Raw genomic sequence first — 17,508 nt, forward strand, 5'->3', positions numbered from 1 at the left:
GATTTTCTAACAAATATATTTATATTGCCAAATTAGAAAATTACCAAAATTACATAATGGAATTATTAGAAAGAGCTACTGAGTTCGAAAACAGAAAATTTTCGTTTAAAACAACTAGCGACAGAATTTTAGCTTCAAGAGAAGTTAAAGCACTTATACTAGAATTAAACGAAGTATATAAACTAGAAAAAGATCCTGAAATTATGGATCAAATGAAGCGCCTTACAGCAGTTAAACAAAAAATTGAAAAGCGCTTGAAAGGAAGACGATAAAAAGATGAAAAACATTATAGTTATTGGAGGTAGTAAAGGAATAGGAAACGCAATTTTAACCTCTTTGCTAGAAAACAACAAGGTTTATAATATCAGCAGATCAAAACCAGAAATAGACCACAATAACTTAATACATCACTCCTTAGATATTTTGCAAGATGATTTGCCAAATATCGAAAGTGTAGACACCTTAATCTACTGCCCAGGAAGTATAAATCTAAAACCTATTTCTAGATTAAAATTAGACGATTTTAGAAGTGACTTCGAAATTAACGTTATTGGTGCAGTAAAAGCAATACAACATTATTTACCTTCTCTTAAAAAAGGTAACAAACCATCTATATTATTATTCAGTACAGTTGCTGCAAAATTAGGTATGCCTTTTCATGCCAGTGTTGCAGCAGCAAAATCTGCTGTAGAAGGAATTACAAAATCTTTAGGAGCAGAATTTGCACCTAATATTCGTGTAAACGCCATTGCACCAACTGTTACAGACACAGATTTAGCCTCTAAGTTGTTAAGAAATGACAGAATGATAGAAAATATCACAGAACGTCATCCTTTAAAAAAATACCTACAACCTAATGAAGTTGCAGATCTTGCAAACTTTTTAATCTCAGAAAAAGCAGCCTCTATATCAGGACAAATTTTTGAATTAGATTGTGGTATTGTAAGCTTCAAAATATAAAACTTTACATTTTATGACTAATATCTACGATATTAAAATTGATAGTTTACAAGGTAAACCTATCAATCTTGGTGATTTTAAAAACAAACACATTCTTTTTGTGAATGTAGCTTCAAAGTGTGGCTTTACGCCACAATATAAAGATTTAGAAAAGTTACATCAACAATACAAAGACGAACTTATTGTAATAGGCGTTCCTTGCAATCAATTTGGAAGTCAAGAACCTGGTAATGCAAATGAAATTGAAGAATTTTGCGAGGTGAATTATGGCGTAACTTTCTTAATTACTGAAAAGATAGACGTGAAAGGTGTAAATCAACATCCTTTGTATACTTGGTTAACGTCTAAAGATTTTAATGGTAAAAAGAGTTCTTCAGTAAAATGGAATTTTCAAAAATATTTAGTTTCACCAGAAGGCAAATTGATTGATTATTATTTTTCTATTACAAAACCATTAAGTTCTAAAATAACAAAACACATTTCATAATTATGTTTGGACTATTCAAAAAGAAATCAGAAGAGCAAAAGCTTCAAGAAAAATATAAGAAATTAATGGAAGAAGGTTACAAACTGCAATCTATTAATAGAAGTGATAGTGATCAGAAATACTTAGAAGCTGATGCTGTTTTAAAACAGATAGAAGCTTTAAAAGCATAATTTATTGTAAACTAATAAACCAATTTGCAACCAAACAAAAAATTAGCGCTAATTTCGATTGCCTTTAGGCTTGTACTTTAATTAACGAATTCAAAATTAATTTCTACTGAATTTTATTGCATTAAGTACACCTAAGGTTCTAACTTTTAACCTAACTAATGACGAAAATACAGTATTTAGAAAATGGATTATCAGATTTAAGAAATCAACTTAAACACCATAAATTATATAATAATCTTCATGAAATTGAAGATATTAAAATTTTTATGGAACATCATGTTTATGCTGTTTGGGATTTTATGTCTCTTTTAAAAAGTCTACAAAACCATCTTACCACCACTCAAGTACCTTGGACACCATCTAAAACGCCACAATTAGCAAGATTTATAAATGAAATTGTATTTGCTGAAGAAAGTGATGTAAATGAATTAGGTGAAGCAAAAAGTCATTTTGAAATGTACTTAGATGCAATGATTCAATTAGGTGCAAACACCACTAAAATTGACAACTTTCTATCATTTATAAATCATGGTAGCTCAGTAAAATTAGCCATAGAAAAAACAGATTTACCTCAAAAAATTGCAGACTTTATCAACTTTACGTTTTCCGTAATTAATACACATCAACCTCATGTAATTGCTGCTGCATTTACATACGGTAGAGAAGACATTATACCAGACATGTTTTTGAGTATCATTAATAATTCAGAAAATCATCAGCAAAAAACAGAAAAACTAAAGTATTATTTAGAACGTCATATAGAATTAGATGGTGATGAGCATGGACCATTATCTTTACAAATGATTGAACAACTTTGTGGAGATGATGATATAAAATGGAATGAAACTCTATTTATTGCTAAAGAATCTTTAACTCAAAGAATTGAATTATGGAATACTATTAATGAACTAATTCTGGAAAAAAAATACGTTGAACATTAGAAACTGCTATGAAAATATACACTCTTCACAAATCACAGAAACTACCAATTACTTTAGATGAAGCTTGGAATTTTCTTTCAAACCCTAAAAACTTAAAGATAATCACTCCAGATTATATGTCTTTTGATATTGTATCAAAAATAGACAGACCTCTTTATACAGGCCAAATAATTCAATATATTGTAACACCCTTATTAGGAATTAAAACAAAATGGGTTTCAGAAATTACACATATAGAAGACAAGAAGTATTTTGTAGACGAACAAATGTATGGTCCATATTCTCTATGGCATCACAAACATTTCATTAAGGAAATTGAAGGTGGTGTAGAAATGGAAGATATTATAGATTATAAAGTTCCATTAGGTTTTTTAGGTCAACTTGTGCATCCCATTTTGGTTAAGCCAAAATTAGAAGAGATTTTTAATTACAGACAAAAAAAGTTATTAGAACTTTTTGGAGAATATAAATAAGCATGAAAGATACAGTTACTGTTTTTTGGTTTAGAAGAGATTTACGTTTAGATGACAACATTGGTTTTTACAATGCTTTAAAATCTGAACACAAAGTTTTACCTATTTTTATTTTTGATAAAGAAATTTTATCAAAATTACCAAAGGATGATGCTAGAGTAACTTTTATTTATGATACGCTTCAAGAAATGAGAGGCGAATTACAAGATAATTATGGAAGCAGCATTGCTATGTTTCATGGCAATCCTGAATCAGTTTTTTCAGAATTAATTAAAAATTATACTATTGATGCTGTTTTTACCAATCGTGACTATGAACCATATGCAACAAAAAGAGATGAGTCTATTGAACAATTGTTAAGTGAGAATGACATTGAATTTAAAACGTTTAAAGATCAAGTAATTTTTGAAAAAGATGAAGTTGTAAAAAAAGATGGAGACCCCTACAAAGTCTACACACCGTACATGAAGCTTTGGAAAGAACAGTTTAAAAAAGAAGATTTAAAAATTTATTATACTAATGATGTTTTAGATAATCTTATCCAAAATTCAAGATTACCAAATTTAAGTCTATCAGATATTGGGTTTACAAAATCTAATCAAGAAATAACACCATACACAGTTACTCCTACCTTAATTAAGGAGTATGAAGATACACGTAATTTTCCTGCTCAAGACGCAACTTCACATTTAGGACCACATTTAAGATTTGGAACAGTAAGCGTAAGAAAAATGGTGAAAAAAGCCATGGCAGAATCGAATGAAGTTTTTTGGCAGGAATTAATTTGGAGAGAGTTTTTCATGCAAATTCTTTGGCATTTTCCACATACAAAAGACGAAGCCTTTAAAAGCAAGTACGATAGAATTGAATGGAGAAATAATGAAAGGGAATTTAAAGCCTGGTGTAAAGGAGAAACTGGTTATCCTTTAGTAGATGCTGGAATGCGTCAATTAAACGAAACTGGTTTTATGCACAACAGAATTAGAATGTTAGTAGGTAGTTTTTTATGCAAACATTTATTGATTGATTGGAGATGGGGTGAAGCCTATTTTGCAGAAAAACTGCACGATTATGAAATGGCTAGTAATGTTGGTAATTGGCAATGGGTAGCTGGTTCAGGAGTAGATGCATCTCCTTATTTTAGAATATTCAATCCAACCACACAAATTAAGAAGTTTGACAAGGATTTAAAATATATTAAAAAATGGGTAAAAGATTATGAAAAATCTAGTTATCCTAAAGAAATTATAGATCATAAATCGGCTAGAGAACGATGTTTAACCGTTTATAAGGCAGCAGTAAGTTAATCTTTTTAAGCACTTAATTTACACACAAATACATCAGTATATTATCAACAATTTCTTGAGTTTGTAATTACTAATTGTAGTCAAAATTAATTATATTGCAGAGTTGCGAAAATTTTGATACTTTTTACAAATTATTCGTATTTTTTAAATCTGTAATAGTAGTATAAAATATGCCTACAAAAGCAATTCAAGATTTTTTAGATAATACTTTAGACGATTCTGTACAACAAATATCTGGTTCAGATGCTGCTTTCTTATATGCAGACTCTCCAACCAGCCCAATGCACATTGCAACTTTAACCATTGTTGAAGGTTCATTAGAATATCAAGACTTTAAAGATATTGTTGCTTCTAAATTGCATTTAATACCAAAATTTAGAAAAAGGTTACTTAATGTACCTATGAATTTAGATTATCCTTATTGGGTAGACGATCCTAATTTTGATATCGATTTGCATGTAAATCGTTTAAAACTTCCAGAACCAGCAGATTGGAGCACACTTAGAGAGTTAACCTCATCTATATTCAGCAGCTCATTAGATTTAAGAAGGCCTTTATGGTCTATGAGTTTTATAGAAGGCTTAGACAATGTATCTCAAGTGCCAAAAGGCTCTGTAGCCATTGTGTCTAAAGTACACCATGTAATGATTGATGGTAGTTCTGGAGTAGGAATTATGGGTATTTTATTTGATAAAAATTTAGATGATAAAAACAAAAAAATACCTAAACCAAAACCTTTTGAACCTAATCCATTACCAGATGAATTAAATTTATTGCTTAAAAGTTCGGTTGGCTTTTTGAAAAATCCATTAAAAATTCCGAAACTTTTAGGAGAAACTGCATTTTCTTTTATAAAAGGAAATATTAAAACTCAGGTTGGTTTAAAAAAGCCTTTAAAAAGTTCTTTATTCACACCAAATACAATCTTTAATAAATCTGTATCACCAAAAAGAACTTGGGGTACAGCTATATTATCTTTTGATAGAATAAATACACTAAGAAAAATAATGAACGTTAGCATTAACGACATTATTTTAAGTATTTGTGCTGGTGCCATTCGAAAATATTTACAAGAAAAAGAAAAACTACCTGTTCAACCACTTGTAGCAAATGTTCCTATTTCCATACGTGTAAAAGGAGAAAAGCAAGAGATGGACAATCAAATTTCTAACATGTTGGTTAGAATTGCGACACATATAGATAACCCTATAGAAAGGTTAGAATATATTCAAGAACAAACTAGTTTAGGTAAATCAAGACATAAAGCTATTGGTGCTAAAGCACTTTCTAAAATGGCAGATGCTGTGCCTTTTGGCTTAGCCAATTTAGCAGCTGGCTTGTATAGCAAGTACAATATTAAAGAATTTCACAGGCCACCATTTAATGTAACTATTACCAATGTGCCTGGCCCACAAATTCCATTGTATTTAAGAGGCCATAAAATATTATCAATTTTTGGTTTAACCCCAGTTTTAGATGGTTTTGGGTTAATAATTGCGGCTTTCAGTTATAATGGTTTAGTATCTTTAACTACAACTTCTGATGCTAAAACAATGCCTGATGCAGATGTTTTTGCAAGATATATTAGAGAGTCTGCAAATGAATTAGAAGAACTAATATTAGCCAAACAAAAATTAGGCACTGATGACAAAATTCCATCAGTAAAACTAAAAAGCAGGGTGTTTTTTACGGCTTTTAAAAAGTATTTAAAAAGCAATCCAAAATTGATCAAACAACATGCTGGTTTGTATGATTTTGAATTAAGTAATTCAATCGAAAAAATAAATTATCAGTTAGAAATTTCCGAGAAAAAACTATCATTTCGAAAAAAGAGTACAGCCAAACCTTTAGTAAAAATTAGCATTGATGATGATATACTTTATCAACTTTATAAGAAAAACTTACTTTTAGATGAAGTTATGATTCAAGACAGGCTAAAGCTAAAGGGTACTAAAAAGAACACAGATAAGTTATTTAAATTATTCATTAATTTCTTTGATAAAAATTAATGGCAGTTATTACAAGTACGTTTACTTCTTTGGGTAATGAAGAAATATTTTATTATAGATGGAAACCCAAAGATGCACAAAATATTAAGGGAGTTGTTCAAATCTCACATGGAGTTGGCGAACATGCAGCAAGATATAAATCTATAGCCAAGGTTCTCAAAAAGCAGGGTTATGAAGTGTATGCCAATGATCATAGAGTACATGGTAAATCTGTAAAAACCAATGCTCATTTGGGTTTTTATGATGGTGATGATTATTTTTCTGATGCCATTTTTGACATGAGAAAGCTTACTGAAATTATAAAAGCCGAGCATCCTAATAAAAAAATTATTTTGTTAGGTCATAGTATGGGGTCTTTATTATCTAGAGCCTATGCAACCAAATATGGTAATGATTTGGAGGCATTAATACTTTCTGGAACTGCGAGTTTTATGAAAGGAATTGGCACTTTTGGTTTAATTAGTGCCAAAATTTTTACCAAACTAAATGGCAAACACAGAAGTAATGAAATTTTAAAAAATATATTTTTTAATCAATTTAATAAAGAATTTAAACCAAATAGAACCAAAGTAGATTGGATTAGTAGCGATAAAAATCAAATTGATAAATTTGAAGCAGATCCACTAAGAGTAGAGGACTTTTCTTTAAGCGTATTTTTAGATATTTTAAAAGGTAGCAAAGAAATTAACGAAAGTGCTACTTTTGAAAATACCCCAAAAGAATTGCCTATTTATATTTTTTCTGGAGATAAAGATCCTGTAGGAGAAATGGGGAAAGGTGTTAGAAAAGTTGCCAAAAACTATAAAAAATATGGCAGCAAAGACGTAACCCTTAAAATCTACAAAGATGGCAGACATGAAATGTTGAATGAAGTAAATCGAAAAGTGGTTCAAAAAGATTTACTAGAGTGGCTTAACAGTAAAATTGAAGCCAAAAATTAAATTATGGAAAACAATAGAATTGTATATAAATCATTTGCAAAATTAGCAGTAGCTATTGCTGTTGCTCAAGGTGCAAGCCTTAATAAGGCAAAAAAACTTATTATTAAAAGTTTTGACAGACACCCTTACCAAGAAGATATTTCTAAAATTGTAAAAAAAGTAAAGCTAGAAAAAGAAAACTTAAACATATTAAGCAATAACTGTATTTCAATTTGTGAAGATTTTGGTCCTGACAGAGACTATATTACACTCGTTTCTTTGCTAGAAAACATCTATCAGATTGAAGAATTTGAAGAAATTGAAAAAGATACCATTTCAAATATCATTAATACTTTTAAAACAGAAATAGAAAGAATTAATGCAAACATACCTCCTCCTCCACTTTATAATGTACTATTAGAAACAAGAGCAGTAGCAGAATGGACGTCTATGCTTTGGCTTTATCCTTTTATTCCAAAACATAAAAGCAAAAAAAACAAGCCAGTACTATTAATGCCTCCTTATTTAGGGAATGATAATTCTACAACTTTTGTTCGAAAATATTTAAAATCTTTAGGGTTCAAAACCTATAAGTGGGATCTTGGTGTAAATATGATTAACTCCAAATCGCTCCCAAAACTCATAGAAAAACTAGATGAAATTTACGATAAGCATCAAGAAAAAGTAAGTCTTGTTGGTTGGAGTGGAGGTGGAATATTTGCTAAAATTATTGCAAATCGATATCCAGAAAAAGTAGAGCAATTAATTACAATTGGTTCTCCTGTTTGGGGTGTTAAAAATATGAAAACACCAATAATTAGAAGTTTAGAATTTATTAGAGGTACTAAACTAAAAGAACGAAATGATAAATTCATTAAAGAATTAGAAGAAATTCCTTTAGTACCAATAACCTGTATTTACACCAAAACAGATGGTTTAATTCCATGGAAAAATTGTACTGAAGCAGAAACATATAGAGATGACATTAAAAATGTTGAAGTTTTTGGCAGTCATTGTGGCATGGGTGCAAATGCAACTGTTTTACTTACGGTTGCAAACGCATTGAACGCGAACATAGAAAAATCGTCTAAAAAATCTATCATAGAAAAATTTGAAACCTTATTCTTTCCTCATTTTTGGGAAGAGAAAGGATTCTCGAAATTCACCAATCTTTTTTTTAATTGATTATGGAAAACAATTTAAAGAATATTACCAATCACCCTAAGTATCAAGCAAGTTTGTTAGAAATTGCGAAATCAGAAAAAATTGATATTAGTGAAGTACAACAAAAAGGTGAAGAATATATTCAAGAATTGTATTCACAACAACATCCTATAGCAAATTTATTATCGGTAAAAGGCTTTCAATTTATGATGTCTAAAGCCTACAATAATAAAATTGATGTAGATCCTCAAGAAATAAAAAAACTAATGAAATTAATGCGTCAAAACTCTGTCGCATTTATTTTAACACATAAAACCTATTTAGATACTGTTGTTTTGGTTACAACCTTAGCACAATATGGTATGCCTATACCTTTCACTTTTGGAGGTATCAACTTGGCATTTCCTGGTTTAAAACAATTAGGTAAAAAATCTGGATTAATTTTTATTAGAAGAAGCTTTAAAGACGATTTAATTTACAAAGCTTCTCTAAGACACTACATTTCTTGTCTCATTGAAAATGGAGATCATCTTACTTGGAACATAGAAGGTACAAGATCTAGAACAGGAAAAATTGTGTATCCACAAATGGGTATTTTAAAATACATTATGGAAGGTGCTAAAGAAAGCACCAGAAAAATCAAATATGTGCCTGTATCTATTGTGTACGATTTAATTCCGGATGTAAAACAGATGACAGAGGAAGGTAGAGGTTTAGAAAAACAATCTGAAGACATTAAAGGTTTTGTAAAATATTTTAGGAAATTAGGCAATGAATATGGTAAAGCTGCTATTCGTTTTGGAGAACCTGTAGAAGCAAATGAGCATCAAAATGCGATTATTCCAGATATAGAGGAAGACAGCTATTCAGATAAAAACACCTTACCACGTTTTGCTTTTGAGTTAATTCATAAAGCAAACATGATTACGCCTGTAACAACAGTTTCTTTAGTATGTAACGTTTTACTGAACAACTTTGCTTTAACCAAAAAAGAGATAGAATTTAGTGTTCTTAAGTTAATGAACTATATAGAACAACGAAAGAATGATGTTCTTATTGAACGTGGAAAAAGCATAAGTGCATCTGTTCAAAAAGCATTGAACCTTCTAAAGAGTTCAGGAATCATTCAAAAAAATAAAGCCGGTTATAAAACTAAATACACTTTAGAAACAAGAGAATTTTTACCTGCAACCTACTATGCAAATATGGCTTCTGCTCATTTGTATCATAGAGCATTTATAGAAATTGCTTTGGTTAAAATCAAAGATGAAAAATCGAATCGAATATTATCTTTTTGGGAAGAAATTATGCGTCTTCGAGATATTTTTAAATTCGAATTCTTTTACACCAACAAGCCTCAATTTAGTTCAGAAATTGAAAGTGAATTAGAGTTATTTGATAAAAACTGGCGTAAAACGATTAGTGACAAAGATGCAGATCTAACGAAATTACTGGCAAAACAAGAACTTTTTGTATCTAAAGGTTTATTACTAATCTATTTAGAGGCTAATAAAATAGTTTGTAAAACACTACAATCTTGGGATTTAGAAGATGATTTTTCTGATGAAGATTTTATTGAGCTTTGTTTATTTAAAGGAAAGGAATTGCATTGGAAAAATAGAATAAGCAGGCTTGAAAGTGCATCAAAACCATTTTTAATTAGTGCTTTACGTTTAGCAAAAAACAAGAACTTAACTCCTATTGATAGAAAGCTAGAGTTTAAGAAATTAGAGGTCTGGATGTCTGAATTAGAGGAATTAACAGCCCGTTTACAATTCTTACAGAACTTAGAATCTGAATCTTTAAAGAAAATAAAAAAGCAAAAAGACGATACTAGAAAAGTACCTGGAGCAGAAATTATAAGTATTGCAGAAGAAGTCTTAGAAGATGAAGAAGGGCCACATATAGCAGCCTTTTTTGATTTAGACAGAACCTTAATTAATGATTTTTCTGCTAAGCAATTTGTAAAGTCTAGGTTTTTAAGTGGAAAATCTACTCCCAAAGAATTATTATCACAATTTGCGACTTTAGTTGCTTATGCTATAGGTAATAGAGATTTTGAAATTCTTACTAAAATATCGGCATTAGGTGTTAAAGGAATCTCAGAAAAACAGTTTAAAGAATTAGGAGAAGAAATTTATAAAGATCATTTGATCTCTACCATTTATCCAGAATCTAAAACACTAATAGCCTCTCACCTTGAAAAAGGCCATAAAGTTGTTATTGTTTCTGCTGCAACTCGTTATCAAGTTACACCAATCGCAAACGGATTAGGTATTACTGATATTTATTGTACAGAAATGGAGGTTAAAAAAGGCAAATTTACTGGCCTAATTTCAGAAATGTGTTGGGCAGAAGGAAAAGCCAGAGCAGGTAGAAAATTTGCCAAGGAAAACAATATAGATTTATCAAAAAGTTTCTTTTATACAGATAGTATAGATGATTATCCTTTATTAGAAATTGTGGGAAAACCTGTAGCTACAAATCCGGATAATAAATTATCTCAATTGGCTTTCGAGAATAACTGGAAGATTTTGAGATTTAAGAAAAATACTAAAAAGCCTGTTGTTAATGGCTTAAGAACTGGCTTAGCAGCAGCAAGTTTATATCCATCTGCACTTAAGGGTATAGTAAAGGGTACTTTATCGATGTCTCAAAGAGAGGGCATTAATGCAACTATTACAAGTATTGGAGACTTAGGTACAAAATTAGCAGGTTTAGATATTAATGTTAAAAACAAACATAATTTAGAAGATCATAGACCTGCTGTGTTCTGTTTTAACCATCAATCTTCAGCAGATTTCTTCGTGATTTTAAAATTACTACAAAAGGATGTTACAGGTATTGCTAAAAAGGAATTAGAGTTTACTCCTTTTGGCCCAATATTTAAAGCAATGGGTGCCATCTTTATAGACAGGTCTAATAAGAAAAAAGCATTAGCCTCAATGAAGAATGCTGCAAACGTACTTAAAAACGGAACCTCTGTTGCTATTGCTCCAGAAGGTACAAGAAGTGGAAGTAAAAAACTTGGTGCATTTAAAAAAGGGGCTTTTCATTTAGCTATGAAAGCAGGTGTACCAATTGTACCTATTGTTATTAAAAATGCATATATGGCTATGCCTAAGGGAAGTAATATCTTTAGTCCAACTCATATAGAAGTAGTGGTTCTAGATCCTGTAGATACTGCAGAATGGAAACCAAAGCATATAGAAACTTACATTGAGGAAGTAAGAGATTTATTTGTAAAAGAATTAGAAAATTAATCATCCAAACCAATAATATGAAACTACAAGTTGGCTTATTAGGTGGTGGTTCTTGGGGAACTACTGTTGCATCTTTAACAGCAAAAAATAGTAAAACAATACTTTGGGCTAGAAATCAAGATACTGTAGATGAAATAAATAATGATCATACCAATGAAAAATATCTACCTCATGCAAAATTAACACATAGCTTAATTGCATCTACCTCTATAAAAGAAACTGTAGAAGAAGCAGATGTTATTGTAATGGGTGTTCCTGCACAAAGCTTTAGAGAAGTTCTAGAAGAAGCAAAACCACATATTAGACCTTGGGTTCCTATAATTAATCTTGCAAAAGGATTAGAGATTAGTACAAAAAAAAGAATGACAGAAATTATTGAAGAAATAATGCCTGGTCATCCTGCAGGAGTTTTAACTGGCCCTAATTTGGCAAAAGAAATTCATTTTGGTAATGCAGCAGCTGCTGTAATTGCTATGGTTGATAAAACAATAGCTTCAAAATTACAAGATGTTTTTAGCTCAGGTTTATTTAGAGTTTACACAAATACCGATGTTATTGGCTGTGAATTAGGAGGTGCCTTAAAAAATATTATTGCAATTGCTTCAGGTATGGGTGATGGTGCAGATGCAGGAGAAAATACAAGAGCTGCAATAATTACAAGAGGTTTAGCAGAACTTACAAGACTTGGAATTGCAATGGGTGGAAAAAAACAAACCTTTTATGGTCTAGCAGGTATGGGTGATTTGGTTGCCACTTGTTCTTCTACCCAAAGTAGAAATCATCATGTAGGTTATGAATTGGGGAAAGGTAAAAATCTTGACCAAATTGTAAATGAAATGAACGAAGTGGCTGAAGGCGTAAAAACGGCTAAAGTAGTTATGGAACTCGCAAAAACTTACAAAGTAGACATGCCTATTTCTGAACAAATTTATAAAGTACTTTACGAAGGAAGCACTGTAAATGAAGCCTTTAAAGGATTATTAAGATATGAAGTAGGTTCTGAAAAAGAACCAGGATAAAATTTTAGATATGAAAAACAAACAAGAACAAAATGCCTCTTTCATGGTGCGTTTTCAACAGCAAATCTTTGAAGAGAATGGAGAATCTAAAATTCAATGGAGAGGTAAAATAACTCATGTCCAGGATGGATCTGAACAACGCTTTTCAGATTTTAAAGACGCTTTAGATTTTATGCAAAACACTTTAGCGGAATTAACTCACGAAGCTACTAAAGATGAAAAATCAGAAAAAAGAGAAAATCTAATAAACAAAAGTCTTTCTATGTGGAAAACCATAAAAGATGTTGGCCCAAAAGTTATTAGAGACACCATAAAAGATCCTAAAAAACAATTCGAAAATTTTCAAGATCAGATTCAAGATCAAATTTCAAACATTGGTGAGGAAATTTCAGAAAAAGTTCAAATTAATGAATGGAGAAATGCATCTAGATCTGACTTTAACAAAATTCAAAATCAGATAGACACCTTAACCTCAGAAATAAAAAAATTGAGTACTAAATTGGACTCTATGAATAAGAGCTAACCTTAAATGTCAAATTTTCAGCAAGAACTTAATGATTTAGAAAACTTCCAAACGAATGCCATTATTCGTATTGAAACTCTAGGCAATTTTGTAGTTTGGAGAAACAACATCAAAGTTGAAAGTAAAAGCTGGGGAAGAGATAAAACCATACAACTATTGCAATATTTAGTTTCCTATAGACAAAGAAATGCACTTCATAAAGAAAAAATTATGGACAATCTTTGGGAAGACTGGAATGATAGAGATTTTAAAGTTGCACTTCATGGCATTAATAAAGCACTAGAGCCAGAAAGACCTTCTAGAACCGAGCCTCAATTTATTGTAAGACAAGGAGTAAGTTATCAAATAGATTTAGAAAAAGTTTGGATAGATGTAGAAATTTTAGAGAAATACATTGTTATAGGTAATCAAAATTTTGGAATTGATAATAGCATTGCAAAAGAGGCCTATCAAAAAGCAATAGTATTGTACAAAGGAAGCTTTTTACCTAACAGAATTTATGAAGATTGGTCTTCAGAAGAACGAGAAAAGTCACAACTTTTAGTATTGGGAGCATACATAACTCTTGCTGATATTTTATTAGAAGAGAATCCTTTAGAAAGTATTCGTTTGGCACAAAATGCCTTGAACATAGATGCAACTTGGGAAGATGCCTACAGAATTCAGATGCAAGCATACATCAACAAAGGCAACAGACCACAAGCCATAAAGACCTATATGAAATGTGAAGCTATTCTAGAAGAAGAATATGGCATATCTCCACTTCCAGAAACGAAGAAACTACTCAAAAAGATAGAAGAAATCAACTAGCTATCAAATACTTAACTTTACTGTAACTCATTTGTAACTCCAAATATTTATTTTTGCTTAAAATTATTTAATTTAGAGTTTCACTAAAATTATTGGTAAATACTTTATTGCAACTCATCTGTAACTCTCATATTGTAAGTTTGTTACATAAATTTTAAAATACATTAAAAAAAATATATTATGGCAACAAAAAAGTCTAAAAAACAAGAAGACAAATTAGGTAAAGCAAAAGCAATCGTTAAAAGAATTAATAGCGATTTAATTGATGCTTCATTTAATGCTATTGAAACTACTGTAAAAACAGGAGAAAAATGGCAAAAATTAACGGCTAAATTAGTTAAGAAAGCAGAGCCTTTAACAAAACAACAAATCAATATGGTTGTTGAAACTGCAGAATCTATTAAAGGTCAGTTAGAAAATAGTACTGAGCGTTTAAAAACATTAGTGGGTTACGATCCTAAAATGTTAGAAGATGCAAAGAAAATGGTAAAAGAAAATCCGTTAGTTGAGAAAGCTGAAGAAGTAAAAGAAAAAATAGAAAAAGAAGTAGCTAACAACAAGTACGTTAAAAAAGCAGAAAAAATGTCTGAACAGTTAAAGAAAAACATTTCTGAAACTATAGATGACGTAAAAGGTAAAATCGAAGATTATACAGAAGATGCTTTAAACAACGTAAACGAAAAGTTAGAAGATATTAAGCCTGTAAAAACAAAGAAAACTCCTGCAAAGAAAAAAGTAGTTAAAAAAGAAGTTGCAGTAGAAGAAAAAATCGTTGTTAAAAAAACAGATGTTAAAGACGATTTAAAAGTGATTAAAGGAATTGGGCCAGTATTAGAAAAATCTTTAAACGATTTAGATGTTACTGCTTACGATCAGATTGCGAAAATGACAATTAAAAACATGACAAAATTGTTAACTGATGCAGGGATCAATGCAAAAATTTACGATTTATCTGGTTGGAAAGCACAAGCCAAATTAGCTCTTAAAGGAGATATGGAAGCTGTTAAAAATTGGGAAAGAAAATAATTGATAAAATTTTAAGAGATGAAAACAAAGAAAATAGATACGAAGAAGATCACTAAAAAAGTAGAAAAGACTTTTAATAACGTAAAAACTGCAGGTGAAAAAGCAAACAATTATGCTTTAAACACAACAGAAAAAGTAGTTACTGAAACTATAGATCTTGCAAGTCAATTACAAAAGATTACAGATAAAGCATTAAAAAGAAGAATTGAACTTTTAGGTAACAAACAAAACTTAATGTTCGATACTTTAGAAGCTTATAAAAAGCAACTTCTAAAAGGAAAAAAGAAGTTAAGAAAAGCATTTGCTTAACAGCAGAATACTCCTAAATAAAACCAAGTTAAAATTTAACTTGGTTTTTTGTTTTTATAACGTTTGTTATGCGTTTATCGAGCAAACGTTTCGTATTTTTGTTTAAAGTTTTAGCCAAAATGAAAAACAAAAAGCAAAGTTCAAAATTAGACATCTTAACGCTTTATATGGATTTGGTTTCTGAGCATCAAGCAAAACCAGACAGTGTTGAAGATTTTTGTGAGCAAACCAATTTAGACGAAGCCAATTTCTACGAACATTTTAAATCTCTAAATAAAGTAGAGAAAACCATTTTTAAAGAATTATTTAAAAATTCTTTAGAGGTGCTAAATGAAAGTGAGGAGTTTTTGTCTTTTGATGCTAAAAATAAACTTATTAGTTTATACTTTACTTTCTTTGAAAATTTAACTTTAAATAGAGCCTATTTAGAAGTTGTTTTAAAAGGTTGCAGAAACAAACTACAATCTTACAAAACGCTTTCTGGCTTAAAGAAGAGCTTTATTCATTTTATAGATAGTTTAGAACTTACAGACAGTATCTTACCTATAGATGGTTTAGAAAAAATTCAGAATAACGTTATTAGTCATTCTGCATGGATTCAATTATTAATCACCATTAAATTTTGGTTAGAAGATACCTCTGACTCTTTTGAAAAGACAGATATTTTTATAGAAAAATCAATCAATACCAGTTTCGAATTAATAGAAAACAAGTTCCTAAAAAATGTATTTGATTTAGGAAAGTTTGTTTACAAAGAAAAGTTTCAAAGAAATACGGATTAAGGTATGAAAAAAGCGAGTAAAATTCCGATTACAAAAATTCAACGTGCTTCTAAACTTGTAAAAACAGGTGCTAAAGTAGGCGTGAATTATTTAAAATATTATGGTGATAAAATTACCAAAACTGAAGAAGATGCAAGAGAGCAGTTGAATAAAAACAACGCAGAAGACATTTACGACAGTTTAAAAGATTTAAAAGGAAGCCCTTTAAAAGTGGCACAAATGCTTAGTATGGAAAAAAGCATTTTACCTAGAGCCTATGTAGAGAAGTTTTCTTTAGCCCAGTTTTCTGTACCACCACTATCAGAAGCTTTAGTTTTAAAGACGTTCAAAAAAAGCTTTGGTAAATTCCCTTCAGAAATCTATGACAAGTTCGATGTAAAAGCATACAATGCAGCAAGTATTGGGCAAGTGCATAAAGCAGAGAAGGATGGTAAAAACTTAGCAGTTAAAATCCAATATCCAGGAGTTTCAGATAGCATAAAATCTGATTTAGCCATGTTAAAACCTTTTGTTATTAGAATGTTTAACATGAAAGGTAAAACTTCTGATGAATACTTTTTTGAAGTACAAGACAAACTTTTAGAGGAAACAGATTATGTTTTAGAAGTGCAACAAAGTCAAGAAATTGTAGATAGTTGTAGTCATATACCAAACTTGGCTTTTCCTACTTACTATCCAGATTTATCTTCTAAACAGATTATAACTATGGATTGGATGCAAGGTGTGCATTTATCAGAATTCACTGCAGTAAATACCAATCAAGAAAAGGCGAATGCAATAGGTCAAGCTTTGTGGGATTTTTACATGTTTCAAATCCATATTCTAAAAAAGGTACACGCAGATCCACATCCAGGAAATTTCTTAGTCTCTAAAAAAGGTGAATTGATTGCTTTAGATTTTGGTTGTATGAAAACTATTCCTTTAGATTTTTACAATCCGTATTTTGTTTTAGCAAGAAAAGAGACCTTATCAGATAGAAAATTGTTCGAAGAAAAAATGTTCGAGCTAGATATTCTTAGAAAAGAAGATAGTAAAGAGGAATTCGATTTCTTCAATGAGATGTTTCATGAAATGCTATCAATCTTTACTCAACCTTTTCACGAAGAAGTTTTTGATTTCTCAGATGCCGATTTTTTTGGTAAAATTTCTGAATTTGGTGATCGCTATTCAAAGAATGTAGAACTAAGATCTTATAACGCAAGTAGAGGTTCTAAACACTTTATTTATATGAATAGAACCTTTTTTGGATTGTACAATTTAATGTTCGATTTAAAGGCACAAGATATTAAGATTAATAATTTTATGAATTTGTAAAATCTTTACTACTTTCGTAGAATAAAGAAGA

General features: G+C 30.3%; 18 protein-coding genes. All 18 read left to right on the forward strand.

Annotation, left to right across the window (positions count from 1 at the left end):
• Positions 1–56: 56 nt before the first annotated feature.
• The 18 genes from MED152_RS05345 to MED152_RS05430 all read left to right on the forward strand — a co-directional run bounded on the left by MED152_RS05345 (position 57) and on the right by MED152_RS05430 (position 17,477).
• Entirely contained in the window at positions 57–272 is a 216-nt protein-coding gene (locus MED152_RS05345) for a hypothetical protein (RefSeq protein ID WP_015480840.1), read from the forward strand.
• A 4-nt stretch (positions 273–276) separates the two neighbouring features.
• Entirely contained in the window at positions 277–960 is a 684-nt protein-coding gene (locus MED152_RS05350; RefSeq protein WP_015480841.1) for an SDR family NAD(P)-dependent oxidoreductase, read from the forward strand.
• 13 nt (positions 961–973) lie between these two features.
• Positions 974–1,447: a glutathione peroxidase gene (locus MED152_RS05355; RefSeq protein WP_015480842.1), complete on the forward strand. Its 474-nt coding sequence runs from the start codon at positions 974–976 to the stop codon at positions 1,445–1,447.
• A gap of 2 nt (positions 1,448–1,449) precedes the next feature.
• Positions 1,450–1,617, forward strand: coding sequence for a Lacal_2735 family protein (locus MED152_RS13675; RefSeq protein ID WP_015480843.1), 168 nt, complete (start codon positions 1,450–1,452; stop codon positions 1,615–1,617).
• Between the two features lie 158 nt (positions 1,618–1,775).
• Positions 1,776–2,558: a DUF3050 domain-containing protein gene (locus MED152_RS05365; protein ID WP_015480844.1), complete on the forward strand. Its 783-nt coding sequence runs from the start codon at positions 1,776–1,778 to the stop codon at positions 2,556–2,558.
• 8 nt (positions 2,559–2,566) lie between these two features.
• Positions 2,567–3,031 (forward strand): SRPBCC family protein, encoded by a 465-nt coding sequence (locus MED152_RS05370; RefSeq protein WP_015480845.1) that lies wholly within the window; start codon positions 2,567–2,569, stop codon positions 3,029–3,031.
• 2 nt (positions 3,032–3,033) lie between these two features.
• A complete protein-coding gene (locus tag MED152_RS05375) occupies positions 3,034–4,338 on the forward strand; it encodes a deoxyribodipyrimidine photo-lyase (RefSeq protein WP_015480846.1) in 1,305 nt (434 codons plus the stop codon).
• A 170-nt stretch (positions 4,339–4,508) separates the two neighbouring features.
• Positions 4,509–6,347 carry a wax ester/triacylglycerol synthase family O-acyltransferase gene (locus tag MED152_RS05380; RefSeq protein WP_015480847.1) on the forward strand — a complete coding sequence of 613 codons (1,839 nt, stop codon included), beginning with the start codon at positions 4,509–4,511 and terminating at the stop codon, positions 6,345–6,347.
• Positions 6,347–7,288, forward strand: coding sequence for an alpha/beta hydrolase (locus MED152_RS05385; protein WP_015480848.1), 942 nt, complete (start codon positions 6,347–6,349; stop codon positions 7,286–7,288). Before MED152_RS05380 ends, MED152_RS05385 begins: the two co-directional genes overlap by 1 nt.
• A gap of 3 nt (positions 7,289–7,291) precedes the next feature.
• The gene (locus MED152_RS05390; protein WP_015480849.1) at positions 7,292–8,452 is read left to right on the forward strand and encodes an alpha/beta fold hydrolase; all 1,161 of its coding nucleotides are present in this window, start codon (positions 7,292–7,294) and stop codon (positions 8,450–8,452) included.
• A 2-nt stretch (positions 8,453–8,454) separates the two neighbouring features.
• Positions 8,455–11,694 (forward strand): HAD-IB family hydrolase, encoded by a 3,240-nt coding sequence (locus MED152_RS05395; protein ID WP_015480850.1) that lies wholly within the window; start codon positions 8,455–8,457, stop codon positions 11,692–11,694.
• A 17-nt stretch (positions 11,695–11,711) separates the two neighbouring features.
• Positions 11,712–12,713, forward strand: a complete 1,002-nt coding sequence (locus MED152_RS05400; RefSeq protein ID WP_015480851.1) for an NAD(P)H-dependent glycerol-3-phosphate dehydrogenase — start codon at positions 11,712–11,714, stop codon at positions 12,711–12,713.
• Between the two features lie 10 nt (positions 12,714–12,723).
• Positions 12,724–13,236 carry a hypothetical protein gene (locus MED152_RS05405; protein WP_015480852.1) on the forward strand — a complete coding sequence of 171 codons (513 nt, stop codon included), beginning with the start codon at positions 12,724–12,726 and terminating at the stop codon, positions 13,234–13,236.
• A gap of 6 nt (positions 13,237–13,242) precedes the next feature.
• Positions 13,243–14,046 carry a bacterial transcriptional activator domain-containing protein gene (locus MED152_RS05410; protein WP_015480853.1) on the forward strand — a complete coding sequence of 268 codons (804 nt, stop codon included), beginning with the start codon at positions 13,243–13,245 and terminating at the stop codon, positions 14,044–14,046.
• A gap of 180 nt (positions 14,047–14,226) precedes the next feature.
• Positions 14,227–15,072, forward strand: coding sequence for a hypothetical protein (locus MED152_RS05415; RefSeq protein WP_015480854.1), 846 nt, complete (start codon positions 14,227–14,229; stop codon positions 15,070–15,072).
• 18 nt (positions 15,073–15,090) lie between these two features.
• Positions 15,091–15,381 carry a hypothetical protein gene (locus tag MED152_RS05420; RefSeq protein ID WP_015480855.1) on the forward strand — a complete coding sequence of 97 codons (291 nt, stop codon included), beginning with the start codon at positions 15,091–15,093 and terminating at the stop codon, positions 15,379–15,381.
• Positions 15,382–15,500: 119 nt separating this feature from the next.
• Positions 15,501–16,163, forward strand: coding sequence for a TetR family transcriptional regulator C-terminal domain-containing protein (locus tag MED152_RS05425; protein WP_041383890.1), 663 nt, complete (start codon positions 15,501–15,503; stop codon positions 16,161–16,163).
• A gap of 3 nt (positions 16,164–16,166) precedes the next feature.
• On the forward strand, positions 16,167–17,477 hold the full coding sequence (locus MED152_RS05430; protein WP_015480857.1) for an AarF/ABC1/UbiB kinase family protein: 1,311 nt from the start codon (positions 16,167–16,169) through the stop codon (positions 17,475–17,477).
• Positions 17,478–17,508: the final 31 nt, after the last annotated feature.

The sequence above is a fragment of the Polaribacter sp. MED152 genome, assembly GCF_000152945.2.
Classification (GTDB): Bacteria; Bacteroidota; Bacteroidia; order Flavobacteriales; family Flavobacteriaceae; genus Polaribacter.

What these genes read in the sequence shown, in the direction of transcription:
- MED152_RS05345 (WP_015480840.1), top strand. Translation starts at nt 57, where the DNA reads ATGGAATTATTAGAAAGAGCTACTGAGTTCGAAAACAGAAAATTTTCG.
- MED152_RS05400 (WP_015480851.1), top strand. Translation starts at nt 11,712, where the DNA reads ATGAAACTACAAGTTGGCTTATTAGGTGGTGGTTCTTGGGGAACTACT.
- MED152_RS05380 (WP_015480847.1), top strand. Translation starts at nt 4,509, where the DNA reads ATGCCTACAAAAGCAATTCAAGATTTTTTAGATAATACTTTAGACGAT.
- MED152_RS05355 (WP_015480842.1), top strand. Translation starts at nt 974, where the DNA reads ATGACTAATATCTACGATATTAAAATTGATAGTTTACAAGGTAAACCT.
- MED152_RS05425 (WP_041383890.1), top strand. Translation starts at nt 15,501, where the DNA reads ATGAAAAACAAAAAGCAAAGTTCAAAATTAGACATCTTAACGCTTTAT.
- MED152_RS05410 (WP_015480853.1), top strand. Translation starts at nt 13,243, where the DNA reads ATGTCAAATTTTCAGCAAGAACTTAATGATTTAGAAAACTTCCAAACG.
- MED152_RS05370 (WP_015480845.1), top strand. Translation starts at nt 2,567, where the DNA reads ATGAAAATATACACTCTTCACAAATCACAGAAACTACCAATTACTTTA.
- MED152_RS05385 (WP_015480848.1), top strand. Translation starts at nt 6,347, where the DNA reads ATGGCAGTTATTACAAGTACGTTTACTTCTTTGGGTAATGAAGAAATA.
- MED152_RS05375 (WP_015480846.1), top strand. Translation starts at nt 3,034, where the DNA reads ATGAAAGATACAGTTACTGTTTTTTGGTTTAGAAGAGATTTACGTTTA.
- MED152_RS05430 (WP_015480857.1), top strand. Translation starts at nt 16,167, where the DNA reads ATGAAAAAAGCGAGTAAAATTCCGATTACAAAAATTCAACGTGCTTCT.
- MED152_RS05415 (WP_015480854.1), top strand. Translation starts at nt 14,227, where the DNA reads ATGGCAACAAAAAAGTCTAAAAAACAAGAAGACAAATTAGGTAAAGCA.
- MED152_RS05365 (WP_015480844.1), top strand. Translation starts at nt 1,776, where the DNA reads ATGACGAAAATACAGTATTTAGAAAATGGATTATCAGATTTAAGAAAT.
- MED152_RS05395 (WP_015480850.1), top strand. Translation starts at nt 8,455, where the DNA reads ATGGAAAACAATTTAAAGAATATTACCAATCACCCTAAGTATCAAGCA.
- MED152_RS05405 (WP_015480852.1), top strand. Translation starts at nt 12,724, where the DNA reads ATGAAAAACAAACAAGAACAAAATGCCTCTTTCATGGTGCGTTTTCAA.
- MED152_RS05350 (WP_015480841.1), top strand. Translation starts at nt 277, where the DNA reads ATGAAAAACATTATAGTTATTGGAGGTAGTAAAGGAATAGGAAACGCA.
- MED152_RS13675 (WP_015480843.1), top strand. Translation starts at nt 1,450, where the DNA reads ATGTTTGGACTATTCAAAAAGAAATCAGAAGAGCAAAAGCTTCAAGAA.
- MED152_RS05420 (WP_015480855.1), top strand. Translation starts at nt 15,091, where the DNA reads ATGAAAACAAAGAAAATAGATACGAAGAAGATCACTAAAAAAGTAGAA.
- MED152_RS05390 (WP_015480849.1), top strand. Translation starts at nt 7,292, where the DNA reads ATGGAAAACAATAGAATTGTATATAAATCATTTGCAAAATTAGCAGTA.